A 24,204-nucleotide genomic window follows, 5' to 3' on the forward strand; every position below is an offset into this window, starting at 1 on the left:
GGGCTACTTTTAACACTCTGCCCCTTGCTTCTGAAACAGTGCAATTCTGAATAAGCCTGTTACATCGTCGCATTGTACGGGTTTGTTCAAGCCATGCCACGCTAGGACGCTCTTCCCGGCATGGCCAGCGGCCTGTCACGTACTGTTCAATTGGAGCATGCATTCTCTTTTGTGACAAAGGCTTATGAGGTGTTTTTTATGAACGAAGCGAAGCATTCACGCCTGATCATTCTGGGCTCCGGCCCTGCCGGTTACAGCGCCGCCGTCTATGCCGCTCGCGCCAACCTCAAACCGACCGTCATCACCGGCCTGCAAGCTGGCGGGCAACTGACCACCACCACTGAAGTGGACAACTGGCCCGGCGATGTCGAGGGCCTGACCGGCCCGGTTTTGATGGAGCGCATGCAAAAACATGCCGAGCGCTTCGACACCCAGATCGTCTATGACCACATTCATACCGCCCAGTTGCAAAAACGCCCGTTCATCCTCATTGGCGACAGCGGCACCTATAGCTGCGACGCCCTGATCATCGCCACCGGAGCCTCGGCGCAGTACCTGGGCCTGCCCTCGGAGGAGGCCTTTGCCGGCAAAGGGGTTTCAGCCTGCGCCACCTGCGACGGCTTTTTCTATCGCAATCAGGTCGTCGCGGTGGTTGGCGGCGGCAATACGGCCGTGGAAGAAGCCCTCTACCTGTCGAATATCGCCCGGGAAGTGCACCTGGTACACCGTCGCGACAAGCTGCGGGCGGAGAAGATCCTGCAAGACAAACTGTTCGACAAGGCCGCTAACGGCAATATCCGCCTGCATTGGAACCAGCACCTGGATGAGGTCCTGGGAGACGCCAGCGGTGTCACCGGAGCCCGGCTCAAGGACAGCCAAAGCGGCGCGACCACGGACCTGGCGCTGTCGGGGGTCTTCATCGCCATCGGCCACAAGCCCAATACCGACCTGTTCAAGGATCAACTACAGATGCGCGATGGCTACCTGCTGATCAAGGGTGGCAGCGAAGGCAACGCCACGGCCACGGGCATCGAAGGCGTATTCGCCGCTGGCGATGTGGCCGACCATGTCTACCGCCAGGCCATCACCTCTGCCGGCGCTGGCTGCATGGCGGCCCTGGATGCGGAAAAATTCCTCGACGACAACTGAGTCCTCGCCCTACGCTTGTGGCGGGCCATCACAGGCTCGCCACCGCCCTCCCCTACCGCAAGCCTGAATACCATGCTGACCTGGCTACAACGCAACAACCTTGTCTTCCCCCCCCTGGAAAAAGCCATGCGCGAGCCCAACGGGCTGTTGGCCGCCGGTGGCGATCTGTCCGCCGAACGCCTGGTCCAAGCCTATCGCCACGGCTGCTTCCCATGGTTTTCCGAAGGCCAGCCGATCCTCTGGTGGTCGCCCGACCCGCGTACAGTGCTGTTTCCAGATGAACTGCATGTTTCCCGCAGCCTGGGCAAACTACTGCGTAAACAACGCTACCAGGTCACCTTCGACCAGGATTTCGCGGGGGTAATCAGTGCCTGCGCCGAACCCCGAGCCTATGCCGACAGCACCTGGATCAGCCAGGCAATGCAACAGGCCTACTTGCGCTTGCACCAGCAAGGCCACGCCCACTCGGTGGAAGTCTGGGACCAGGGCACCCTGGTGGGCGGCCTGTATGGACTGGCAATGGGCCAACTGTTCTTTGGTGAATCGATGTTCAGCCGTGCCGACAATGCCTCGAAGTTCGGCTTCGCCACCCTGGTGGAGCGACTGAAGGCGTGGGGTTTCGTACTGATCGACTGCCAGATGCCCACTGAACACTTGCATAGCCTGGGAGCCCGCGCCATTACCCGCCTGGAGTTCGCCGGCTACCTGAGGCACCACCTGGATCAACCGAGCAGCGCCACATGGCTTTCCTAGGCGGGCTTGGCGGCGGTGGCTTACACTTAATTCCAAAGCTTATCCCGAGGGTTGACTCATGACCGAGTTGGCGCGCCTGAAGTTTTATGCCACTCAACCCCATTCTTGCAGCTACCTGCCCGGCGAACAGGCCACCACCTTGTTCCTCGATCCCAGCCAGCCCATGGACGTGCACGTCTACGCGGACCTTTCGGAAATGGGGTTTCGGCGCAGCGGCGATCATCTGTATCGCCCCCATTGCCAAAACTGCAACGCCTGCGTACCTGCACGCATTCCGGCTGCACAGTTCCTGCCCAACCGCCAGCAAAAGCGCATCCTCAAGCGCAACAGCGACCTGAGCGTCCTGGCGACCAAGCCCAGCTTCAGCGAAGAGTACTTCGACCTGTATCGCCGCTATATCGAGCAACGTCATGCCGATGGCGACATGTTCCCCCCCAGCCGCGACCAATTCGCCACATTCCTGGTGCGCGACCTGCCCTTTTCTCGCTTCTATGAGTTCCGCCTGGAGGGACGACTGCTGGCCGTGGCCGTCACCGACCTGCTGCCCAACGGCCTATCGGCGGTGTACACCTTCTATGAACCCGACGAAGAGCGTCGCAGCCTCGGACGCTACGCGATCCTCTGGCAGATCGGCGAGACCCTGCGCCAGGGGCTGGATGCGGTCTATCTTGGCTACTGGATCAAGAACTGCAAAAAAATGAACTACAAGACCCAATATCGCCCCATCGAGCTGCTGATCAACCAGAGATGGGTGATCCTGAACTAGAAGGTCTTGGCTTGAACCCCACTTTTCGGGCACAATGCACGCCGCTTTTGCCTGGCGCAGTTGCACCGGGCCATTAACTGGACACCGAGGGCTTTACTGCATGTCGAAAGAAGACAGCTTCGAAATGGAAGGCACTGTCGTCGACACCCTGCCCAACACCATGTTTCGCGTGGAGTTGGAAAATGGGCACGTCGTAACCGCGCATATCTCCGGCAAGATGCGCAAGAACTACATTCGTATTCTTACCGGTGACAAGGTGCGCGTCGAGCTGACGCCCTATGACTTGAGCAAAGGGCGCATCACTTACCGCGCCCGCTAAGCGATTAATACAAGACGCCCGGCGATGCCGGGCGTTTTTGTTGGCGTCGAAACAACCGCCAGGGTCTCGTCATGAATCCTGGCCATCAAATCCCAGACAGCACAAAGGCACCTTTCGGTGCCTTTGGCGTTTCTGGATGACCTGTACGAGTATCAGGCCATTTCCGCAGTGGTCTCGAAATCGAAGACCAGCTCGCCATCCTTGATGTCGATGTGCACTACACCGCCATGGTCGGACAACTCGCCAAACAGGATTTCCTCGGCCAATGGACGCTTGATCTTGTCCTGAATCAGGCGCGCCATCGGACGCGCACCCATGGCCACATCGTAGCCACCGGCGGCCAGCCAGCTGCGAGCAGCATCGGTCACTTCCAGCTGCACGCGCTTGTCTTCCAACTGCGCCTGGAGCTCGGTAAGGAACTTGTCCACCACGCTCTTGATCACTTCATGACTCAGGCGACCAAACTGGATAATGGTATCCAGGCGGTTGCGGAACTCCGGCGTGAAGCTCTTCTTGATCACTTCCATGGCATCGGAAGAGTGATCCTGATGAGTGAAACCGATAGAGGCTCGCGCCGCGGTTTCGGCACCGGCGTTGGTGGTCATGATGATGATCACGTTGCGGAAGTCCGCCTTGCGCCCGTTGTTATCGGTCAGGGTTCCGTGATCCATGACCTGCAGGAGCAGGTTGAAGACTTCCGGATGGGCCTTCTCGATCTCGTCAAGCAGCAGCACGCAGTGCGGTTGCTTGGTGATGGCCTCGGTCAGCAGCCCGCCCTGGTCGAAACCGACATAACCGGGGGGCGCACCGATCAGGCGCGACACGGTATGCCGCTCCATGTACTCGGACATGTCGAAACGTACCAGCTCGATCCCCATGGCCTTGGCCAATTGCCGCGCCGCTTCGGTCTTGCCGACACCTGTAGGGCCGGCGAACAGGAACGAACCGACCGGTTTGTCCGGCGATTTCAGGCCCGCACGGGACAGCTTGATCGCGGTGGCCAACGAATCGATCGCCGCATCCTGGCCGAACACCGTCAACTTGAGGTCGCGCTCGAGGTTGCGCAGCAGCTCCTTATCGGAACTGGTGACATGTTTCGGTGGAATACGGGCAATTTTCGCCACGATATCTTCGACCTGCGCCACTTCGATGCGCTTCACGCGCTTCTCGGCCGGCTGCAGGCGCTGGAAGGCGCCCGCCTCGTCGATGACGTCGATGGCCTTGTCCGGCATATGACGGTCGTTGATGTAGCGCGAGGCCAACTCCGCCGCTGCGCGCAGGGCTTCATCGCTGTACTCGATACTGTGGTGCTGCTCGAAGCGCGCCTTGAGTCCGCGCAAGATGCCAATCGTGTCCTCGACCGAGGGCTCGGTGACATCAACTTTCTGGAAGCGCCGAGCCAAGGCCCGATCCTTCTCGAAAATCCCGCGAAATTCCTGGAACGTGGTCGAACCGATGCAACGGATATCACCCGAGGACAGCAGCGGCTTTAGCAGGTTCGACGCATCCATCACGCCGCCGGACGCGGCGCCGGCCCCGATGATGGTATGGATTTCATCGATGAACAGGATCGCTTGCGGGCGCTTCTTCAACTCACCCAGCAATGCCTTGAAGCGCTTCTCGAAGTCGCCCCGGTACTTGGTACCAGCGAGCAAGGCGCCAAGATCCAGGGAATAGACCACGCTATTGCTCAGCAGGTCAGGCACCTGGTTATCGACAATGCGCTTGGCCAGGCCTTCGGCGATGGCGGTCTTGCCCACGCCTGCCTCACCCACCAGCAATGGATTGTTCTTGCGCCGGCGAGCCAGGATCTGCGCCACGCGCTCGACTTCATGCTCTCGACCCACCAATGGATCGATTCGCCCCTGGCGGGCCAGTTCGTTGAGATTGCTGGCATAGGCATCCAGCGGATTGCCAGAGGAGGAAGGTTCGCCACCCTCCTCGTCCTGCATTTCCTGCTCACCTTCGGAATGATCGCCATGCCCCGGCACCTTGGAAATGCCATGGGCGATATAGTTGACCACGTCGATACGGGCAACGCTCTGCTGCTTGAGCAGGAACACGGCCTGGCTTTCCTGCTCGCTGAAGATCGCTACCAGCACATTGGCACCGGTTACTTCACGCTTGCCCGAGCTCTGCACATGGAACACCGCGCGCTGCAATACGCGCTGGAAGCCCAGGGTTGGCTGGGTCTCGCGATCTTCATCGTGCACAGGAATCAATGGCGTGGTGGAGTCGATGAACTCCTGCAGGTCATGCTTGAGCTTGTCGAGGTTTGCTCCGCAGGCACGGAGAACAGTTGCGGCGGCCTCATTATCCAGAAGCGCCAACAAAAGATGCTCGACAGTCATGAACTCATGACGCTTCGAACGAGCTTCCTTGAAGGCGAGATTGAGGGTGACTTCGAGCTCGCGGTTTAACATAGCTTCACCTCATACCCAAGTGGTCGGAGTTAACCGTCCTTCTCGATTTCACAGAGTAGCGGATGCTGGCTTTCCCTGGCGTACTGGTTGACCTGCATGGCCTTGGTCTCGGCGATGTCGCGGGTAAACAATCCACACACTGCCCGCCCTTCGGTATGGACGGCCAGCATGACCTTGGTCGCCAGCTCGCGATTCAGGTTAAAAAACATCTCGAGCACTTCGACGACGAAATCCATCGGTGTGTAGTCATCGTTGAACAAAACCACCTTGTACATTGGCGGCGCCTGCAATGCGGGCTTGGCCTCCTGTACCGCCAAGCCAGCGGAATCGTCGTCGTGCAAGTCCGGGCGATCCTGATTGAATGTTAGTCGAATCTGGCTGATTGCATGCATGGAAAGAAAGGTTCGTCAGTTGTGCAAATACAGTGGTGGGGGCGCTCTTTGAGGAATTCAACTCCGACCGCCGGGTCACCTTGACTATCGGCAAAACGGTGTTACAACCAATAGGGCCCACATTGGGTAATAAACGTCCGCGGCGTCAATCTTTTTACCAAGTTTGGCGGCGGATGAACTGGATGATACTCCAGTGATGGAGTCTGTTGCAGAGGGATATGAGTATGGCTAGCGGTAAGGTCAAGTGGTTCAACAATGCCAAGGGTTACGGCTTTATTAATGAGGAGGGCAAGAGCGATGACTTGTTTGCCCATTACTCGGCCATCGAAATGGATGGCTACAAGACCTTGAAAGCCGGACAGGCCGTGAGCTTCGAGATCATCCAAGGGCCCAAGGGACTGCATGCGGTCAAAATAAACTCCTTGAAGGCACCCGGCGAAACTGTCGCCACCGAAGTCCTCCATGAGAGCGCCTTGAGCTGATTCACCCAACATCCAGTCATAAAAAACCGGCCGATTCAAGGGATTGAATCGGCCGGTTCGTTTTGCCCGCAGCTCAGCTTACATGTGCGAGATCAGCGCATCACCGAAGGCCGAGGACGACAACAGGGTGGCACCGTCCATCAGGCGTTCGAAGTCGTAGGTCACGGTCTTGGCCGAGATAGCACCATTGGTGCCCTTGATGATCAGATCCGCCGCCTCGGTCCAGCCCATATGGCGCAGCATCATCTCGGCGGAGAGGATCAGCGAGCCCGGGTTGACCTGGTCCTTGCCGGCATACTTGGGCGCGGTACCGTGGGTCGCCTCGAACATGGCCACGGTGTCGGACAGGTTGGCGCCCGGGGCGATACCGATACCACCAACTTCCGCTGCCAGGGCGTCGGACAGGTAGTCACCGTTCAGGTTGAGGGTAGCGATCACATCGTATTCAGCCGGACGCAGCAGGATCTGCTGGAGCATGGCATCGGCGATGGCATCCTTGACGATGACGTTCTTGCCGGTTTTCGGGTTCTTGAACTGCATCCATGGACCGCCATCGAGCAAGGTCGCACCAAACTCCTCGGCCGCCACTTCATAGGCCCATTCCTTGAAGGCACCTTCGGTGAACTTCATGATGTTGCCCTTGTGCACGATGGTCAGCGAGTCGCGATCGTTGTCCACCACATACTGCAGCGCCTTGCGCGCCAGGCGCTTGGTGCCCTGCAGGGATACCGGCTTGACGCCGATGCCGCAATTCTCGTCGAAACGGATCTTGGTGACGCCCATTTCCTCTTTAAGGAACTTGATCACCTTGGTGGCCTCGGCCGAACCGGCCTTCCACTCGATACCGGCGTAGATGTCTTCGGAGTTCTCACGGAAGATGGTCATGTCTACATCGCCAGGCTTCTTCACCGGGCTGGGCACGCCTTCGAACCAGCGCACCGGACGCAGGCACACATACAGGTCCAGTTGCTGGCGCAGCGCCACGTTCAGCGAGCGAATACCACCACCGACCGGGGTGGTCAGCGGGCCCTTGATGGAAACCACGTAGTCCTTCACCGCGTCCAGGGTTTCCTGGGGAAGCCAGGTGTCCTGGTCGTACACTTGAGTCGCTTTTTCCCCGGCATAGACTTCCATCCAGGAAATCTTGCGTTCGCCGCCGTAGGCCTTCTTAACTGCAGCATCGACAACCTTGATCATGACCGGGCTGATATCGACACCAATACCGTCGCCTTCGATGAAAGGAATAATCGGGTTGTTAGGAACATTGAGAGAATGGTCTGCGTTGACGGTGATTTTGTCGCCGACTGCTGGAACCTGAATCTTCTTGTATCCCATGCTGAACTCCGTTGTGTGGATTGAACATCTGGCTGCGTTCGAGCGTAACCCAGTTGCATCTGGACGGGAACCTCATGTTCCACCCATATGCCGCGAAAGCTGCGCAGCGCGCGGCCTACAAGCCTGAAAGCAAAGGGAAAACTGCCAAATTCGAGCACTGCAGACGACTCTACTCCGCCCCCTTGCCTGCGACCTTTAGACCAATGGACGAGCGCCCATGCCTATGAAGCGACGGCGTTTTGCTAGCTACCTATGTATAATGCCGCCGCTGACCACAGAGTCACGACGGCCGAACGCTCTGCAACCGGAAAAAGACTAGCCGAGACTGGCCGCCCAAAGCCGGGTTGTTACCGCAGCCCACCCGCTTGACGCTCGACTGATGCACCCAACATCACCGCGAAGAAACCTCGACATTCGGCTCATGGATGACCTTTGAACGAAAGCGCTTACCCGGCGCACCTCGAGTTTCTGCGCACGCTTTAGCAAAGAAGAGAGTTAATCCGAATATGCCCACCCGCTCGAAGATCATCTACACCTTCACCGACGAAGCACCCGCCCTCGCCACCTATTCCCTGCTGCCTATCGTAGAAGCCTTCACCGCTTCGGCTGATATCGCCGTGGAAACCCGCGACATCTCCCTGGCAGGCCGCATCCTCGCCAGCTTCCCCGAGCAGTTGGGCACCAAGGCCGTGCCGGACCACCTCGCCGAACTGGGCGAGCTGGCAGTCACTCCAGAAGCCAACATCATCAAGCTGCCGAACATCAGCGCCTCGGTCCCGCAACTGCAAGCGGCCATCAAGGAGCTGCAGGCCCAGGGCTATGCCCTGCCGGACTACCCGGAAAACGCCAGCACCGACGCCGAGAAAGACGCCAAGGCACGCTACGACAAGGTCAAGGGCAGCGCCGTGAACCCGGTCCTGCGTGAAGGCAACTCCGACCGCCGCGCCCCGCTGTCGGTGAAAAACTACGCCCGCAAGCACCCGCACAAGATGGGCGCCTGGACCCAGGACTCCAAGTCCCACGTTGCCCACATGAGCAACGGCGACTTCTACGGCAGCGAAAAGGCCGCGCTGATCGAAGCCGCCGACAGCGTCAAGATCGAGTTGATCGCCCAGGACGGTACCGCCACTGTCCTGAAGGAAAAAACCAGCGTACAAGCCGGTGAGATCCTCGACTGCGCCGTGATGAGCAAGAAGGCCCTGCGCGCCTTCATCGCCGCCGAAATCGAAGATGCCAAGGCAAAGGGCGTACTGCTGTCGGTCCACCTCAAAGCCACCATGATGAAGGTCTCCGACCCGATCATGTTCGGCCAGATCGTCGCCGAGTTCTACCAGGACGCCCTGGCCAAGCACGCCCAAGTGCTGCAGGAAATCGGCTTCAACCTGAACAACGGCATCGGCGACCTGTACGCCCGCATCAAGGCCCTGCCAGCCGAGCAGCAAGCTGCGATCGAGGCTGACATCCAGGCCGTCTACGCCGCCCGCCCTGCCCTGGCCATGGTCAACTCCGACAAGGGCATCACCAACCTGCACGTGCCGAGCGACGTCATCGTCGACGCCTCGATGCCGGCCATGATCCGTGACTCCGGCAAGATGTGGGGCACCGACGGCCAGCTGCACGACACCAAGGCGGTGATCCCGGATCGCTGCTACGCCACCATCTACCAGGCAGTGATCGAAGACTGCAAGGCCAATGGCGCCTTCGACCCGACCACCATGGGCAGCGTGCCGAACGTCGGCCTGATGGCGAAAAAAGCCGAAGAGTACGGCTCCCACGACAAGACCTTCCAGATCAAGGCCGACGGCGTGGTACGCGTCACCGACAGCAAGGGCGGCCTGCTGCTGGAGCAGAAAGTCGAAGCTGGCGACATCTTCCGCATGTGCCAGACCAAGGACGCGCCGATCCAGGACTGGGTCAAGCTGGCCGTCAACCGCGCCCGCGCCAGCAGCACCCCGGCGATCTTCTGGCTCGACCCGATGCGCGCCCACGACGGCGTGATGATCGAGAAGGTCCAGGCCTACCTGAAGGACCACGACACCAGCGACCTGGACATCCGCATCATGTCGCCGGTCGAAGCCATGAAATTCACCCTGGCCCGCACCCGCGACGGCAAGGACACCATCTCGGTGACCGGTAACGTACTGCGTGACTACCTGACCGACCTGTTCCCGATCATGGAACTGGGCACCAGCGCCAAGATGCTGTCCATCGTGCCATTGATGAACGGCGGTGGCCTGTTCGAAACCGGCGCCGGCGGCTCCGCTCCGAAGCACGTGCAACAGCTGCTGGAAGAAAACTTCCTGCGCTGGGACTCCCTGGGCGAGTTCCTGGCCCTGGCCGCCTCCCTGGAGCACCTGGGCAACACCTACGACAACGCCAAGGCCCTGGTCCTGGCCAAGACCCTGGACCAGGCGACTGGCCAGTTCCTGGACAACAACAAGTCGCCATCGCGCAAAGTCGGCAACATCGACAACCGCGGCAGCCACTTCTACCTGGCACTGTACTGGGCCCAGGCCCTGGCAGCCCAGACCGAGGACGCAGCACTGCAAGCGCAGTTCGCTCCTCTGGCCAAGGCCCTGACCGAGAACGAAGCGACCATCGTCGCCGAACTCAACGGCGTACAAGGCAAGCCAGTGGACATCGGCGGCTACTACGCAGCCAACCCTGAGCTGGTGAGCAAGGCCATGCGCCCGAGCGCCACGCTCAACGCGGCTATCGCTGCACTGGCTTAAGCCATACCGCTGTAACGCAAACCCCGGCCCCGCGCCGGGGTTTGTGCTTTCTGGACAACCCCATGCCTGCAGAAGCTTGCTCGCGAAAAGGGGCCGCGATGGGTCAGGCGAAACGCGTTACCTTCATCGCGAGCAAGCTTCGCTCCTACAGGCACGGGTGTTCGTTTTATGATGATCGCCCACTCAAACAGAGCCCTACCTATGGAATGGCAACCCCATATCACCGTCGCCACCATCGTCGAGGACCAGGGACGCTTCCTGTTCGTCGAGGAGTTCCAGGGCGACCAGGCGGTCCTCAACCAGCCCGCCGGACACCTGGACGCGAATGAAAGCCTGCTGCAGGCAGCCGTGCGCGAAACCCTTGAAGAAACCGGCTGGGACGTAGAGTTGACCGGCGTAGTGGGCATCTACCTCTACACCGCCCCCAGCAACGGCGTGACCTACCAGCGCGTGTGCTTCGCCGCCAGGCCGTTGCGCCACCACCCCGACTACCCACTGGACGACGGCATCATCGGCCCACGCTGGCTGACTCCAGAGCAATTACTGGAGCAGCGCGCCCACTGGCGCAGCGAGCTGATCCTGCAGTGCCTGGACGATTACCTGGCCGGTCACCTGCACAGCCTGGCGCTGATCCGTCCGTCGCTTTGATCGCAGTTTCCCCCTTGCAGGCGTCAGCCTGTTAGAATCCCGTCCTTTTTCCAGACACCCGTTGAATTCCTATGCGTGATCCAGCCCCTTCTGACACCCAAAAGAAGCGCGTCATTGTCGGCATGTCCGGCGGCGTGGATTCTTCCGTTTCCGCCCTCCTGCTGATGGAGCAGGGTTACCAGGTGGAAGGCCTGTTCATGAAGAACTGGGAGGAAGACGACGGAACCGAATACTGCACCGCCATGGACGACTTGGCCGACGCCCAGGCCGTCTGCGACAAGCTGGGCATCAAGCTGCACACCGCCAACTTCGCCGCCGAGTACTGGGACAACGTGTTCGAGCACTTCCTGGAGGAGTACAAGGCCGGCCGCACGCCGAACCCGGACATCCTGTGCAACCGGGAAATCAAGTTCAAGGCGTTCCTGGACTACGCCATGATGCTCGGCGCCGACCTGATCGCCACCGGCCACTACGTGCGCCGCCGTGATATCGACGGTCGCACCGAGCTGCTCAAGGGCCTGGACCCGAACAAGGACCAGAGCTACTTCCTGCATGCCGTGGGCGGCGAGCAGATCGCCAAGACCCTGTTCCCGGTGGGCGAACTGGAAAAACCCGAAGTGCGCGCGATTGCCGAGAAACACGATCTGGCCACAGCAAAGAAGAAAGACTCCACCGGCATCTGCTTTATCGGTGAACGACGCTTCAGCGACTTCCTCAAGCAATACCTGCCGGCCCAGCCCGGCGAGATCAGGACCACCGAGGGTGAAGTCATCGGCCGCCACCACGGCCTGATGTACCACACCATCGGCCAGCGCCAGGGCCTGGGTATCGGCGGCCTCAAGGACGCCGGTGACGAGCCGTGGTACGTGCTGGTCAAGGACCTGGAGCACAACGAGCTGATCGTCGGCCAGGGCAATGACCACCCTTGGCTGTTCTCCCGCGCTCTGCTGGCTTCCGAGATCTATTGGGTCAACCCCGTCGACCTCAGCCAGCCTCGGCGCCTGACTGCCAAGGTGCGCTACCGCCAGGGCGACCAGCCCTGCACCCTGGAAAAGACCGCCAACGGCTACCGCGCCACCTTCGACGACCCGCAACGCGCGGTGACTCCGGGCCAGTCCGTGGTGTTCTACGACGGTGAAGTCTGCCTCGGCGGCGGCGTCATCGAAGTGGCCGAGCCCTGGACCAGTAAGGACCAGCGTCCATGAGCCCGATCCAGGAGCAATTGACGGCACTGGGCGGGGTATTCCTCGCCGCGGTCCTGGTGGACCGGATCGCCAAGACCGGACAAGTCAGCGAGGCCGCCCTGAGCTGCATGCTCGGCAGCCTGCTGATCCGCGACCCGAAGGACACCCTGGAAGTCTATGGCGGCGACGATATCAACCTTCGCGAAGGCTATCGCGCACTGATCGGCGCCCTCGAGCGCGACCCCAGCACGCTACAGCGCGAACCCTTGCGCTATGCCCTGTCGATGCTGGGCCTGGAGCGCCAACTGGCCAAGCGCGACGACCTGCTAGAGACCATCGGCAAGCGTCTGCCCCAGATCCAGTCCCAGGTGGAGCACTTCGGCCCGGCCCACGAGAACGTCATCGCCGCCTGTGGCGGCCTGTACCAGGACACCCTGAGCACCCTGCGCCAACGCATCCAGGTCCACGGCGACATGCGCAACCTGCAGCAGCCGAGCAATGCCTCGAAGATCCGCGCACTGCTGCTGGCCGGTATCCGCTCGGCACGCCTGTGGCGCCAACTGGGCGGCCATCGCTGGCAATTGGTGATCAGCCGGCGCAAGTTGCTCAAAGAGTTGTATCCATTGATGCGCAGCAGCTGAGCTGCGCTCGCCCTACCCGCTTTTCAAGAGCTGCGCGTAAGACGCTGGTCAGTTGGCAACGGACCGGCGGATATTTTCATGTATGATACGCGCCCCATTTCGTTGCCCGACTGTCCGAGAACACCCCATGCAGCTCTCTTCGCTCACTGCGGTTTCCCCTGTTGACGGCCGCTACGCCGGCAAAACCCAGGCCCTGCGGCCTATTTTCAGCGAATACGGCCTGATCCGTGCTCGCGCCCTCGTTGAAGTACGCTGGCTCCAGCGCCTGGCTGCCCACAACGCCATCAGCGAAGTACCGGCCTTCTCCGCCGAAGCCAACGCCGTACTCAACGCGCTGGCAGAAAACTTCACCCTTGAGCACGCCGAGCGAGTCAAGGAAATCGAGCGCACCACCAACCACGACGTCAAGGCCATCGAGTACCTGCTCAAGGAGCAAGCTGCCAAGCTGCCCGAGCTGGCCAAAGTCAGTGAGTTCATCCACTTTGCCTGCACCAGTGAAGACATCAACAACCTGTCCCACGCCCTGATGCTGCGCGAAGGCCGCGACGAAGTGATGCTGCCGCTGATGCGCCAGACCGCCAACGCCATCCGCGAACTGGCGATCCGCTTCGCAGAAGTGCCGATGCTCTCGCGCACCCATGGCCAGCCGGCTTCGCCGACTACCCTGGGCAAGGAATTGGCCAACGTGGTGTACCGCCTGGAGCGCCAGATCGCTCAGGTCGCTGCCGTACCGCTGCTGGGCAAGATCAACGGCGCCGTAGGCAACTACAACGCCCACCTGTCGGCCTATCCGGACATCGACTGGGAAGCCAACGCCCGCGCCTTCATCGAAGACGAGCTGGGCCTGGCCTTCAACCCCTACACCACGCAGATCGAACCGCACGACTACATCGCCGAGCTGTTCGACGCCATCGCCCGCTTCAATACCATCCTGATCGACTTCGACCGCGATGTCTGGGGCTACATCTCCCTGGGGTATTTCAAGCAGAAGACCATCGCTGGCGAAATCGGCTCTTCGACCATGCCGCACAAGGTCAACCCGATCGATTTCGAGAACTCCGAAGGCAACCTGGGCATCGCCAATGCGCTGTTCCAGCACCTGGCCAGCAAACTGCCAATCTCCCGCTGGCAGCGCGACCTGACCGACTCCACCGTGCTGCGCAACCTGGGCGTCGGTTTTGCCCACAGCGTGATTGCCTACGAGGCCAGCCTGAAGGGCATCAGCAAGCTGGAGCTCAATGCACAGAAAATCGCCGAGGACCTGGACGCCTGCTGGGAAGTACTGGCCGAGCCGATCCAGACTGTAATGCGTCGCTACAACATCGAAAACCCGTACGAAAAGCTCAAGGAGCTGACTCGCGGCAAAGGCATCAGCCCCGAGGCACTGCAGACTTTCATCGACGGCCTGGACATGCCAGCCGCGGCCAAGGCCGAGCTCAAGCAGCTCACCCCGGCCAACTACATCGGCAACGCCGTGGCCCAGGCTAAGCGCATCTGACGTAGCGCTTGATTTTTCGACGCCCGGCCGCGCCGGGCGTTTTTATTCCTGCTAGAAAAATACATTTTTTCAATAGGTTACACATGAATCCTGATACTCCTCTGCAACTTCTGGGCGGCCTCACCGCACGGGAATTCCTGCGTGACTACTGGCAGAAGAAACCGCTGCTGGTCCGCCAGGCAATACCTGACTTCCAAAGCCCGATCGACGCCGACGAGCTCGCCGGCCTCGCCCTGGAAGAGGAAGTCGAATCACGCCTGGTGATCGAGAACGGCGAACGCCCCTGGGAACTGCGTCGCGGCCCCTTTGCCGAAGACGAGTTCAGCAAACTGCCGGAGCGCGACTGGACCCTGCTGGTCCAGGCCGTCGACCAGTTCGTCCCAGAAGTCGCCGAGTTGCTGGAACAGTTCCGTTTCCTGCCCAGCTGGCGCATCGACGATGTGATGATCAGCTTCGCGGCCCCGGGCGGTAACGTCGGCCCGCACTTCGACAACTACGATGTGTTCCTGCTGCAGGGCCAGGGCAAGCGCAACTGGAAAGTTGGCCAGATGTGCGACTCCGACAGCCCGTTGATGCAACATGCGGACCTGCGCATCCTCGCCGAATTCGAAGAAACCGAAAGCTGGGTACTGGAGCCGGGCGACATGCTGTACCTGCCGCCACGCCTGGCCCACTACGGCATTGCCGTGAACGACTGCATGACCTACTCGGTAGGCTTTCGCGCACCAAGCGCCGCCGAAGTGCTGACCCACTTCACCGACTTCCTCAGCCAGTTCCTGCCGGACGAAGAGCGCTACACCGACGCCGACGCACAACCGGCCATCGATCCGCACCAGATCCAGCGCGATGCCCTCGATCGCCTCAAGAGCCTGCTGGCCGAACACATGAGCGACGAACGCTTGCTGCTGACCTGGTTCGGCCAGTTCATGACCGAACCTCGCTATCCAGAACTGGTAGCAGGCCCGGAGGCGCTGGAGGAAGAGGACCTGCTCGACAGCCTGGAACAGGGTGCCGTGCTGATCCGTAATCCAAGCGCACGCCTGGCCTGGTCCGAGGTGGATGAAGACTTGTTACTGTTTGCCAGCGGCCAAAGCCGCCTGCTTCCCGGTAAACTGCGCGAACTGTTGAAAATGATTTGCGCCGCTGATGCCCTGCATGTCGACAATCTTGGCCCCTGGCTGGCAGATGACGATGGACGCGGCCTGCTGTGCGAACTGATCAAGCAAGGGAGCCTGGGATTTGCCGATGAATAAGATTCACGTACGTGTCGCAGACTGGCAAAGGGATAACGCCGAGATCCGGCGCATTCGTGAAGCGGTATTCATTGCCGAACAATCGGTTCCACCCGAGCTGGAGTGGGATTCCGACGACAATGGCGCCGTGCATTTCCTGGCTTTCGAAGGCGATTTCGCCATCGGCACCGCACGCCTGCTACCCGACGGTCACGTCGGCCGGGTCTCGGTGCTCAAGGACTGGCGCGGCCTGAAGGTCGGCGATGCGCTGATGCGCGCAGTGATCGACGAAGCCGAGAAGCGCGGCCTGAAGCAGCAGATGCTCAGCGCCCAGGTCCAGGCCACGCCGTTCTACGAGCGCCTGGGCTTCTCCATCGTCAGCGAGGAATTCCTCGAAGCAGGCATCCCCCACGTCGACATGGTGCGCGGCGCCTGATAGCCCACTCGCCCACGCGTGCAACAGACGCCCCGCCATCCCCTGCGCCCTCGAGGCCAGGACCAGGATGGCGGGGCGTTTTGCCGTCCAGGATTCAACTTGCCCCACCCCAGGCCGACAAAGTGTCAAACTCAAAGCCTTACGCCAGCTATTCGCGGAGATAACGGATATGTCCCTACGCACCCTGCTCACGACACTGCTGCTGACCTTCAGTTGCTCAGTCATGGCGGCCACCGAAATCGTGCCCCTGAACAATCGCACCAGTGCCGACCTGCTGCCGGTGGCACAGAATTTTCTCGGCAAGGATGGCAAGGTCAGCACCTATGGCAACCAGTTGATCGTCAACGCCGAGCCGGGCCGTATCGCTGAACTGCGCGCCTTTCTCGCCCAACTCGACACCCCCGCCAGGCGCCTGCTGATCACCGTCGACACCAACGAGAACAACTTCCAGGACAACCAGGGCTACACCGTCAACGGCGCACCGCAGGCCCGCATCATCAACCGCAGTACCGAGAGCCGCGACGGCGGAATCCAGCAGGTCCAGGCCAGCGAAGGCGTACCGGCGCTGATCCAGGTCGGCCAGAGCGTGCCCCTGACCAGCACCCAGACCGACTCCTATGGCCGCCTCCTCAATCAGACCCAGTACCGCAATGTCACCCAGGGGTTCTATGTCACGGCCAGCGTGACCGGGCAAACCGTGCACCTGGCCATCAGCACCAATCGCGACCGCATGAGCCAGGAGCGCCCCGATGTAGTGAACGTGCAAAGCACCGACACAACGGTCAGCGGCCGGCTGGGCGAGTGGATCACCCTGGCCGGCGTCAATCGCCAGACCCAGGCCGACAAACAGGGCCTGGGCCGCAGTTACTCGACCCAAGGCCGGGATGACATGACGTTGCGAGTCAAGGTCGATGCTCTGGACCAAAGCACCGAAAACTGACTGATTAGTCGTCTTAGACCAAAGATGTAGTGCCTTGAAAAAAGCACTACAAAACATTTGACGAGGCAAAAAACCGCGGGCATGATGGCCTCGCTCCCGCTAATCAGGGGCCCTGGCAAGGGCCTTCGGATCGTTGCTCTAACCCACCCACCTGAGCCGATTCGTGTCTGTACCGCCCACAAGGTGTGTTTGACGAGATTGCGACTGGAACGAAGTTGTCCCGAGGGACGGAAGCGTAATTAGGTAGATCGGCAACACACTGAAGGAACGCACCAAGGCCCACGACGCCCGAATGCGCCCGCAGCTCGCCTCCACCTGCTCACTTTCCCCTCGAGCCCATCGTTCGACCGTCGCACTCCCACCAGACTCGACTTGAGCATCCAGCCTCTGGTCAGCGAGCAGCCTTCTACGCACTTTTTCAGGACCTGCGTAATCGGCGGAGCAGGAATTTTCCACCAAGACCTATGCGACGAGGTTTATCTCCATGGCACTGACACGCGAACAGCAAATTGCAGCCCTCGAAAAAGACTGGGCCGAAAACCCGCGCTGGAAAGGCGTGACCCGTACCTACTCCGCCGCCGATGTCGTTCGCCTGCGTGGTTCCGTCCAGCCAGAGCACACCCTGGCCCGCATGGGTGCGGAAAAACTGTGGAACCTGGTGACCAAGGGTGCCCACCCATCCTTCCGCCCGGAAAAAGACTTCGTCAACTGCATGGGCGCCCTGACCGGCGGCCAGGCCGTGCAACAGGTCAAGGCTGGCATCCAGGCCATCTACCTGTCCGGCTGGCAAGTGGCTGCCGACAACAACTCGGCCGAATCCATGTACCCAGACCAGTCGCTGTACCCGGTGGACTCGGTTCCAACCGTGGTCAAGCGCATCAACAACTCGTTCCGTCGTGCCGACCAGATCCAGTGGAAAGCCGGCAAGAACCCAGGTGACGAAGGCTACGTCGACTACTTCGCACCGATCGTGGCTGACGCCGAAGCCGGTTTCGGCGGCGTCCTGAACGCCTACGAGCTGATGAAGAACATGATCGAGGCAGGCGCCGCCGGCGTTCACTTCGAAGACCAGCTGGCTTCCGTGAAGAAGTGCGGCCACATGGGCGGCAAGGTACTGGTTCCAACCCAGGAAGCCGTACAGAAGCTGACCGCTGCCCGCCTGGCGGCCGACGTTGCCGGCGTACCGACCATCATCCTGGCCCGTACCGACGCCAACGCCGCTGACCTGCTGACCAGCGACTGCGATCCATACGACCAGCCATTCGTGGTCGGCGAGCGCACCCAGGAAGGTTTCTACAAAGTACGCGCCGGCCTCGACCAGGCTATCGCCCGCGGCCTGGCCTACGCGCCATACGCCGACCTGATCTGGTGCGAAACCGCCAAGCCGGACCTGGACGAGGCCCGTCGCTTCGCCGAGGCGATCAAGAAGGAGTACCCGGACCAGATCCTGTCGTACAACTGCTCGCCTTCCTTCAACTGGAAGAAGAACCTGGACGACGCCACCATCGCCAAGTTCCAGCGCGAACTGTCGGCAATGGGCTACAAGCACCAGTTCATCACCCTGGCCGGCATCCACAACATGTGGCACGGCATGTTCAACCTGGCGCACGACTACGCCCGCAACGACATGACCGCCTACGTGAAGCTGCAGGAGCAGGAATTCGCCGACGCCTCCAAAGGCTACACCTTCGTGGCACACCAGCAGGAAGTAGGCACTGGCTACTTCGACGACATGACCACCGTGATCCAGGGTGGCAAGTCCTCGGTAACCGCCCTGACCGGCTCCACCGAAGAAGAGCAGTTCCACTGATCCAGGCATCACGCCCTGATCAAGCGGCCAATGCAGACCCGGTAAGAACAACTGCATTGCTGTAAATCTGACGCCCCGACTGGTTCGGGGCGTTTTTTTGCCCGCGGCTTCCCCGATCACTCCACGCAACGCACTTGCGGGACACTGGACATCGATCTGCCGGGCGCAGGATCCCGACACAGGACCACTGCGTCATAAAAAATCATCGAAACATTGACCCAGGGCGGTATCGCCGCCGGTAAAACGGGTTAAAAGGTGCGCCCCTGCTACTTGCAGTAACAGGGATATAACAAGCAACTTTCCCGCTCATCGAAGGGAAGCACTTTTAAATAGCCTCTAAACAATATTGATTATCATTTAGATATTGCATTCTTCGTTACAGCAGCAACAAAACATAATTAACGAAATCTCCGCTAATGCCCGCAGGCTGCGGCTTGCGGGGCTGCTGAGGTGAGCTATGTCCTTATTACGATAAACAATTTCGCTTCAGAAATTTTACTTGCCCGGTGTTTAGCCATAAAATCAGCGCGATTGATTGCACTGCGACATATCGTCACTGTTTTATCTCTTTTTCAAGCTCAGAGACTCTTGCTCTCTGTTAAGGATTACCAGCATGCCCGAAGCGACAGGACTCATGGCCCACAACTGGGGCTTTGCCATTTTCCTTCTGGGTGTTGTCGGCCTCTGCGCCTTCATGCTCGGCCTCTCCAGCCTGCTCGGGTCAAAAGCCTGGGGCCGCAGTAAAAACGAACCGTTCGAGTCCGGCATGCTACCTACCGGTGGCGCCCGCTTGCGGCTCTCAGCCAAATTCTATCTGGTCGCGATGCTCTTCGTGATCTTCGATATCGAAGCCCTATTTCTCTTTGCCTGGTCTGTGTCCGTCCGCGAAAGCGGCTGGACCGGATTCGTCGAAGCTCTCGTTTTCATAGCAATTCTGTTGGCAGGTCTTGTCTACCTTTGGCGAGTGGGGGCTCTTGACTGGGCTCCGGAAGGTCGTCGTAAGCGGCAGGCGAAGCTAAAACAATGAGGCTTTGGCGATGCAATACAATCTCACCAGGATCGACCCTGATGCTCCTAACGACCAGTATCCAATCGGCCAACGGGAAACCGTTGCCGATCCGTTAGAGGATCAGGTCCACAAAAACATCTTCATGGGCAAGCTGGAAGACGTGCTGAGTGGCGCGGTCAACTGGGGTCGCAAGAACTCCCTGTGGCCGTACAACTTCGGTCTCTCCTGCTGCTACGTGGAAATGACCACCGCCTTCACGGCGCCCCACGACATCGCGCGCTTTGGCGCCGAGGTTATCCGGGCATCGCCACGCCAGGCGGACTTCATGGTCATTGCCGGTACCTGCTTCATCAAGATGGCACCGATCATCCAGCGTCTCTACGAGCAAATGCTCGAGCCCAAGTGGGTCATCTCCATGGGTTCGTGCGCCAACTCCGGTGGCATGTACGACATCTACTCCGTAGTTCAGGGGGTGGACAAGTTCCTGCCCGTGGACGTCTACGTACCTGGCTGCCCGCCCCGTCCCGAGGCATTCCTGCAGGGCTTGATGCTCTTGCAAGAATCCATTGGCCAGGAGCGTCGCCCACTTTCCTGGGTCGTCGGCGACCAAGGCGTGTATCGCGCTGAAATGCCGTCGCAGAAGGAACAGCGCCGCGAACAGCGTATTCAGGTCACCAACCTGCGCAGCCCTGACGAAGTCTGATCCAGATCTGTTCTTAACCAAGAAACGACACTGGCTTCACTCTTTACGTTGACCGAAAGCGATAAAAAACCATGACTACAGGCAGTGCTCTGTACATCCCGCCTTATAAGGCTGACGACCAGGATGTGGTCGTCGAACTCAATAACCGTTTTGGCGCCGAGGCGTTCACCGCCCAAGCCACCCGCACCGGCATGCCGGTGCTTTGGGTTACCCGCTCCAAGCTCGTCGAAGTCCTGACCTTCCTGCGCAACCTGCCCAAGCCATACGTCATGCTCTATGACCTGCACGGCGTGGACGAGCGCCTGCGCACCAAGCGCCAGGGCCTGCCGGATGCTGACTTCAGCGTCTTCTACCACCTGTTGTCGATCGAACGAAACAGCGACGTGATGATCAAGGTGGCCCTGTCCGAGGGCGACCTGAACCTGCCCTCCGTCACCAGCATCTGGCCCAACGCCAACTGGTATGAACGCGAAGTCTGGGACATGTTCGGCATCGATTTCGCCGGCCACCCTCACCTCTCGCGAATCATGATGCCGCCGACCTGGGAAGGTCACCCGCTGCGCAAGGACTTCCCGGCCCGCGCCACCGAATTCGACCCGTTCAGCCTGAACCTGGCCAAGCAGCAGTTGGAAGAAGAAGCCGCCCGCTTCCGCCCTGAAGACTGGGGCATGAAGCGTTCCGGGGCCAACGAGGACTACATGTTCCTCAACCTGGGACCGAACCACCCTTCGGCCCACGGTGCCTTCCGCATCATCCTGCAGCTGGACGGTGAAGAGATCGTCGACTGCGTACCGGACATCGGCTACCACCACCGTGGTGCCGAGAAGATGGCCGAGCGCCAGTCCTGGCACAGCTTCATTCCCTACACCGACCGTATCGACTACCTCGGCGGGGTGATGAACAACCTGCCGTACGTGCTCTCGGTCGAGAAGCTGGCCGGCATCAAGGTGCCGGAGAAGGTCGACACCATCCGCATCATGCTGGCCGAGTTCTTCCGGATCACCAGCCACCTGCTGTTCCTGGGTACCTATATCCAGGACGTGGGCGCCATGACTCCGGTGTTCTTCACCTTCACCGACCGTCAGCGCGCCTACAAGGTCATCGAGGCCATCACCGGCTTCCGCCTGCACCCGGCCTGGTATCGCATCGGCGGCGTGGCCCACGACCTGCCGCGCGGCTGGGACAAGCTGGTCAAGGAGTTCGTCGATTGGCTGCCCAAGCGCCTCGACGAATACACCAAGGCTGCCCTGCAGAACAGCATCCTCAAGGGCCGGACCATCGGTGTCGCCGCCTACAACACCAAGGAAGCCCTGGAGTGGGGCACCACCGGTGCCGGCCTGCGTTCCACCGGTTGCGACTTCGACCTGCGCAAGGCCCGTCCGTACTCGGGTTACGAGAACTTCGAGTTCGAAGTCCCGCTGGCCCACAACGGCGATGCCTACGATCGCTGCATGGTCCGCGTCGAGGAGATGCGCCAGAGTATCCGCATCATCGACCAGTGCATGCGCAACATGCCGGAAGGCCCGTACAAGGCGGATCATCCGCTGACCACGCCGCCGCCGAAAGAGCGCACCCTGCAGCACATCGAGACCCTGATCACGCACTTCCTGCAAGTTTCGTGGGGCCCGGTGATGCCGGCCAACGAGTCCTTCCAGATGATCGAGGCCACCAAGGGCATCAACAGTTACTACCTGACGAGCGACGGCGGCACCATGAGCTACCGCACCCGGATCCGCACCCCAAGCTACGCGCACCTGCAGCAGATCCCTTCGGTGATCCGCGGCAGCATGGTCGCGGACTTGATCGCGTACCTGGGCAGTATCGACTTCGTTATGGCTGACGTGGACCGCTAAGCATGAACAGCACGCTTATCCAGACAGACCGTTTCGCCCTGAGCGAAACCGAGCGCTCGGCCATCGAGCACGAGATGCATCACTACGAGGACCCGCGCGCGGCGTCCATCGAGGCCCTGAAGATCGTCCAGAAGGAACGTGGCTGGGTGCCGGACGGCGCCATCTATGCCATCGGCGAAGTGCTGGGCATCCCCGCCAGCGACGTCGAGGGCGTGGCCACCTTCTATAGCCAGATCTTCCGCCAGCCAGTAGGCCGCCACATCATTCGCGTGTGCGACAGCATGGTTTGCTACATCGGTGGCCATGAGTCGGTAGTCAGCCAGATCCAGAGCGAGCTGGGCATCGGCCTCGGCCAGACCACCGCCGACGGTCGCTTCACCCTGCTGCCGGTGTGCTGCCTGGGCAACTGCGACAAGGCCCCGGCGCTGATGATCGACGACGATACCTTTGGCGACGTGCAACCTGCCGGCGTCTCCAAGCTGCTGGAGGGTTACGTATGACCATTACTTCCTTCGGCCCGGCCAACCGCATCGCGCGCACGGCCGAAACCCACCCGCTGACCTGGCGCCTGCGTGACGACGGCGAGCCGGTCTGGCTGGCCGAGTACGAGTCCAAGAACGGCTATGCCGCTGCCCGCAAGGCACTGGCGCAGATGTCCCAGGACGATATCGTCCAGGCCGTCAAGGACTCCGGCCTCAAGGGGCGTGGTGGTGCAGGCTTCCCCACTGGCGTGAAGTGGGGCCTGATGCCCAAAGACGAATCCATGAACATCCGCTACCTGCTGTGCAACGCGGACGAAATGGAACCCAACACCTGGAAGGACCGCATGCTGATGGAGCAACAGCCCCATCTGCTGGTCGAAGGCATGCTGATCAGCGCCCGTGCGCTGAAGGCCTACCGCGGCTACATCTTCCTGCGTGGCGAGTACACCACCGCGGCCAAGCACCTGAACCGTGCCATCGAGGAAGCCAAGGCCGCAGGCCTTCTGGGCAAGAACATCCTCGGCAGCGGCTTCGACTTCGAGCTGTTCGTGCATACCGGTGCCGGTCGCTACATCTGCGGTGAAGAAACCGCGCTGATCAACTCCCTGGAAGGCCGTCGCGCCAACCCGCGCTCCAAGCCGCCCTTCCCTGCCGCCGTCGGCGTGTGGGGCAAGCCGACGTGCGTGAACAACGTCGAGACCCTGTGCAACGTGCCGGCCATCGTCGCCAACGGCAACGACTGGTACAAGTCGCTGGCCCGCGAAGGCAGCGAAGACCATGGCACCAAGCTGATGGGCTTCTCCGGCAAGGTGAAGAACCCGGGCCTGTGGGAACTGCCGTTCGGCGTTACCGCCCGCGAGCTGTTCGAAGACTACGCCGGCGGCATGCGCGATGGCTTCAAGCTCAAGTGCTGGCAGCCAGGCGGCGCCGGTACCGGCTTCCTGCTGCCCGAGCACCTGGATGCGCAAATGTACGCCGGCGGCATTGCCAAGGTGGGCACCCGTATGGGTACCGGCCTGGCCATGGCGGTGGACGACAGCGTCAACATGGTGTCCTTGCTGCGCAACATGGAAGAGTTCTTCGCCCGCGAGTCGTGCGGCTGGTGCACCCCGTGCCGCGACGGCCTGCCATGGAGCGTGAAGATGCTGCGCGCCCTGGAAAAAGGCCAAGGCCGCGCCGAAGACATCGAGACCCTGCTGGGCCTGGTCAACTTCCTCGGCCCAGGCCGTACCTTCTGTGCTCACGCACCGGGTGCCGTCGAGCCATTGGGCAGTGCCATCAAGTATTTCCGGTCCGAGTTCGAGGCCGGTGTCGCTCCAGCAAGTGCTGGCGACGCCCTGCGCCCGAACCTGGCCAAGCCGATCGTGGTCGGCGCATAACAAGATGAATCGCGGATGGTCCGTGCCATCCGCCGGCC

The 24,204-nt window shown here is 60.7% G+C and carries 22 protein-coding genes; 19 read left to right on the top strand and 3 right to left on the bottom strand.

The features are described from left to right. Positions 1-198 precede the first annotated feature (198 nt). The 4 genes from trxB to infA all read left to right on the top strand — a co-directional run bounded on the left by trxB (position 199) and on the right by infA (position 2,987). On the top strand, positions 199-1,149 hold the full coding sequence (gene trxB / locus C4K39_RS28835; RefSeq protein WP_068582288.1) for a thioredoxin-disulfide reductase: 951 nt from the start codon (positions 199-201) through the stop codon (positions 1,147-1,149). A 72-nt stretch (positions 1,150-1,221) separates the two neighbouring features. After that, entirely contained in the window at positions 1,222-1,902 is a 681-nt protein-coding gene (gene aat, locus C4K39_RS28840) for a leucyl/phenylalanyl-tRNA--protein transferase (RefSeq protein WP_068582284.1), read from the top strand. A gap of 58 nt (positions 1,903-1,960) precedes the next feature. After that, positions 1,961-2,668: an arginyltransferase gene (locus C4K39_RS28845; RefSeq protein WP_068582281.1), complete on the top strand. Its 708-nt coding sequence runs from the start codon at positions 1,961-1,963 to the stop codon at positions 2,666-2,668. Positions 2,669-2,768: 100 nt separating this feature from the next. Then, positions 2,769-2,987: a translation initiation factor IF-1 gene (gene infA, locus C4K39_RS28850; protein ID WP_002553999.1), complete on the top strand. Its 219-nt coding sequence runs from the start codon at positions 2,769-2,771 to the stop codon at positions 2,985-2,987. Between the two features lie 152 nt (positions 2,988-3,139). On the opposite strand, the gene clpA is transcribed toward infA, so the two are convergent. Beyond that, positions 3,140-5,410 (bottom strand): ATP-dependent Clp protease ATP-binding subunit ClpA, encoded by a 2,271-nt coding sequence (clpA, locus tag C4K39_RS28855; protein WP_068582278.1) that lies wholly within the window; start codon positions 5,408-5,410, stop codon positions 3,140-3,142. A gap of 29 nt (positions 5,411-5,439) precedes the next feature. Continuing rightward, positions 5,440-5,802 carry an ATP-dependent Clp protease adapter ClpS gene (gene clpS / locus C4K39_RS28860; protein ID WP_011062173.1) on the bottom strand — a complete coding sequence of 121 codons (363 nt, stop codon included), beginning with the start codon at positions 5,800-5,802 and terminating at the stop codon, positions 5,440-5,442. A gap of 224 nt (positions 5,803-6,026) precedes the next feature. Between clpS and cspD the strand changes: the two genes are divergently transcribed. Then, positions 6,027-6,284, top strand: coding sequence for a cold shock domain-containing protein CspD (gene cspD / locus C4K39_RS28865; protein WP_068582275.1), 258 nt, complete (start codon positions 6,027-6,029; stop codon positions 6,282-6,284). Between the two features lie 78 nt (positions 6,285-6,362). Here cspD and icd read toward each other — a convergent pair whose 3' ends face one another. Continuing rightward, positions 6,363-7,619 carry an NADP-dependent isocitrate dehydrogenase gene (gene icd, locus C4K39_RS28870; protein ID WP_011062175.1) on the bottom strand — a complete coding sequence of 419 codons (1,257 nt, stop codon included), beginning with the start codon at positions 7,617-7,619 and terminating at the stop codon, positions 6,363-6,365. Positions 7,620-8,125: 506 nt separating this feature from the next. On the opposite strand from icd, the gene C4K39_RS28880 reads away from it, so the two are divergent. The 14 genes from C4K39_RS28880 to nuoF all read left to right on the top strand — a co-directional run bounded on the left by C4K39_RS28880 (position 8,126) and on the right by nuoF (position 24,166). Then, positions 8,126-10,351 carry an NADP-dependent isocitrate dehydrogenase gene (locus C4K39_RS28880; protein ID WP_124348073.1) on the top strand — a complete coding sequence of 742 codons (2,226 nt, stop codon included), beginning with the start codon at positions 8,126-8,128 and terminating at the stop codon, positions 10,349-10,351. 201 nt (positions 10,352-10,552) lie between these two features. Then, complete coding sequence (locus C4K39_RS28885) at positions 10,553-10,999, top strand: NUDIX hydrolase (RefSeq protein WP_068582269.1); 447 nt, start codon at positions 10,553-10,555, stop codon at positions 10,997-10,999. 71 nt (positions 11,000-11,070) lie between these two features. Continuing rightward, positions 11,071-12,204, top strand: coding sequence for a tRNA 2-thiouridine(34) synthase MnmA (gene mnmA, locus C4K39_RS28890; RefSeq protein ID WP_124348074.1), 1,134 nt, complete (start codon positions 11,071-11,073; stop codon positions 12,202-12,204). Further along, positions 12,201-12,824, top strand: a complete 624-nt coding sequence (hflD, locus tag C4K39_RS28895; protein ID WP_011062179.1) for a high frequency lysogenization protein HflD — start codon at positions 12,201-12,203, stop codon at positions 12,822-12,824. The genes mnmA and hflD overlap by 4 nt, the downstream gene beginning before the upstream one ends. A gap of 127 nt (positions 12,825-12,951) precedes the next feature. After that, positions 12,952-14,322, top strand: a complete 1,371-nt coding sequence (purB, locus tag C4K39_RS28900) for an adenylosuccinate lyase (RefSeq protein ID WP_068582263.1) — start codon at positions 12,952-12,954, stop codon at positions 14,320-14,322. Positions 14,323-14,405: 83 nt separating this feature from the next. Further along, on the top strand, positions 14,406-15,575 hold the full coding sequence (locus C4K39_RS28905) for a ribosomal protein uL16 3-hydroxylase (RefSeq protein ID WP_068582261.1): 1,170 nt from the start codon (positions 14,406-14,408) through the stop codon (positions 15,573-15,575). Beyond that, positions 15,568-15,990: a GNAT family N-acetyltransferase gene (locus tag C4K39_RS28910; RefSeq protein ID WP_058434076.1), complete on the top strand. Its 423-nt coding sequence runs from the start codon at positions 15,568-15,570 to the stop codon at positions 15,988-15,990. Before C4K39_RS28905 ends, C4K39_RS28910 begins: the two co-directional genes overlap by 8 nt. Positions 15,991-16,159: 169 nt before the next feature. After that, the gene (locus tag C4K39_RS28915) at positions 16,160-16,930 is read left to right on the top strand and encodes a secretin N-terminal domain-containing protein (protein WP_068582257.1); all 771 of its coding nucleotides are present in this window, start codon (positions 16,160-16,162) and stop codon (positions 16,928-16,930) included. A 484-nt stretch (positions 16,931-17,414) separates the two neighbouring features. Then, positions 17,415-18,740: an isocitrate lyase gene (gene aceA / locus C4K39_RS28920; protein ID WP_068582254.1), complete on the top strand. Its 1,326-nt coding sequence runs from the start codon at positions 17,415-17,417 to the stop codon at positions 18,738-18,740. 613 nt (positions 18,741-19,353) lie between these two features. Next, on the top strand, positions 19,354-19,767 hold the full coding sequence (locus C4K39_RS28925; protein ID WP_022639645.1) for an NADH-quinone oxidoreductase subunit A: 414 nt from the start codon (positions 19,354-19,356) through the stop codon (positions 19,765-19,767). A gap of 10 nt (positions 19,768-19,777) precedes the next feature. After that, positions 19,778-20,452: a NuoB/complex I 20 kDa subunit family protein gene (locus C4K39_RS28930; protein ID WP_022639646.1), complete on the top strand. Its 675-nt coding sequence runs from the start codon at positions 19,778-19,780 to the stop codon at positions 20,450-20,452. Between the two features lie 71 nt (positions 20,453-20,523). After that, a complete protein-coding gene (gene nuoC / locus C4K39_RS28935) occupies positions 20,524-22,305 on the top strand; it encodes an NADH-quinone oxidoreductase subunit C/D (protein ID WP_068582251.1) in 1,782 nt (593 codons plus the stop codon). 2 nt (positions 22,306-22,307) lie between these two features. Beyond that, positions 22,308-22,805 (top strand): NADH-quinone oxidoreductase subunit NuoE, encoded by a 498-nt coding sequence (gene nuoE, locus C4K39_RS28940; RefSeq protein WP_012313767.1) that lies wholly within the window; start codon positions 22,308-22,310, stop codon positions 22,803-22,805. Next, a complete protein-coding gene (nuoF, locus tag C4K39_RS28945) occupies positions 22,802-24,166 on the top strand; it encodes an NADH-quinone oxidoreductase subunit NuoF (protein WP_068582249.1) in 1,365 nt (454 codons plus the stop codon). The genes nuoE and nuoF overlap by 4 nt, the downstream gene beginning before the upstream one ends. Positions 24,167-24,204: the final 38 nt, after the last annotated feature.

Source organism: Pseudomonas sessilinigenes, assembly GCF_003850565.1.
Classification (GTDB): Bacteria; Pseudomonadota; Gammaproteobacteria; order Pseudomonadales; family Pseudomonadaceae; genus Aquipseudomonas; species Aquipseudomonas sessilinigenes.

Excerpts from the sequence above, each read along its gene's own strand:
- clpS (WP_011062173.1), bottom strand. The coding sequence starts at position 5,802 with ATGCATGCAATCAGCCAGATTCGACTAACATTCAATCAGGATCGCCCG.
- purB (WP_068582263.1), top strand. The coding sequence starts at position 12,952 with ATGCAGCTCTCTTCGCTCACTGCGGTTTCCCCTGTTGACGGCCGCTAC.
- C4K39_RS28925 (WP_022639645.1), top strand. The coding sequence starts at position 19,354 with ATGCCCGAAGCGACAGGACTCATGGCCCACAACTGGGGCTTTGCCATT.
- aat (WP_068582284.1), top strand. The coding sequence starts at position 1,222 with ATGCTGACCTGGCTACAACGCAACAACCTTGTCTTCCCCCCCCTGGAA.
- trxB (WP_068582288.1), top strand. The coding sequence starts at position 199 with ATGAACGAAGCGAAGCATTCACGCCTGATCATTCTGGGCTCCGGCCCT.
- C4K39_RS28915 (WP_068582257.1), top strand. The coding sequence starts at position 16,160 with ATGTCCCTACGCACCCTGCTCACGACACTGCTGCTGACCTTCAGTTGC.
- C4K39_RS28930 (WP_022639646.1), top strand. The coding sequence starts at position 19,778 with ATGCAATACAATCTCACCAGGATCGACCCTGATGCTCCTAACGACCAG.
- infA (WP_002553999.1), top strand. The coding sequence starts at position 2,769 with ATGTCGAAAGAAGACAGCTTCGAAATGGAAGGCACTGTCGTCGACACC.
- C4K39_RS28905 (WP_068582261.1), top strand. The coding sequence starts at position 14,406 with ATGAATCCTGATACTCCTCTGCAACTTCTGGGCGGCCTCACCGCACGG.
- nuoE (WP_012313767.1), top strand. The coding sequence starts at position 22,308 with ATGAACAGCACGCTTATCCAGACAGACCGTTTCGCCCTGAGCGAAACC.
- aceA (WP_068582254.1), top strand. The coding sequence starts at position 17,415 with ATGGCACTGACACGCGAACAGCAAATTGCAGCCCTCGAAAAAGACTGG.
- C4K39_RS28845 (WP_068582281.1), top strand. The coding sequence starts at position 1,961 with ATGACCGAGTTGGCGCGCCTGAAGTTTTATGCCACTCAACCCCATTCT.
- nuoC (WP_068582251.1), top strand. The coding sequence starts at position 20,524 with ATGACTACAGGCAGTGCTCTGTACATCCCGCCTTATAAGGCTGACGAC.
- nuoF (WP_068582249.1), top strand. The coding sequence starts at position 22,802 with ATGACCATTACTTCCTTCGGCCCGGCCAACCGCATCGCGCGCACGGCC.
- clpA (WP_068582278.1), bottom strand. The coding sequence starts at position 5,410 with ATGTTAAACCGCGAGCTCGAAGTCACCCTCAATCTCGCCTTCAAGGAA.
- icd (WP_011062175.1), bottom strand. The coding sequence starts at position 7,619 with ATGGGATACAAGAAGATTCAGGTTCCAGCAGTCGGCGACAAAATCACC.
- C4K39_RS28880 (WP_124348073.1), top strand. The coding sequence starts at position 8,126 with ATGCCCACCCGCTCGAAGATCATCTACACCTTCACCGACGAAGCACCC.
- C4K39_RS28885 (WP_068582269.1), top strand. The coding sequence starts at position 10,553 with ATGGAATGGCAACCCCATATCACCGTCGCCACCATCGTCGAGGACCAG.
- C4K39_RS28910 (WP_058434076.1), top strand. The coding sequence starts at position 15,568 with ATGAATAAGATTCACGTACGTGTCGCAGACTGGCAAAGGGATAACGCC.
- hflD (WP_011062179.1), top strand. The coding sequence starts at position 12,201 with ATGAGCCCGATCCAGGAGCAATTGACGGCACTGGGCGGGGTATTCCTC.
- cspD (WP_068582275.1), top strand. The coding sequence starts at position 6,027 with ATGGCTAGCGGTAAGGTCAAGTGGTTCAACAATGCCAAGGGTTACGGC.
- mnmA (WP_124348074.1), top strand. The coding sequence starts at position 11,071 with ATGCGTGATCCAGCCCCTTCTGACACCCAAAAGAAGCGCGTCATTGTC.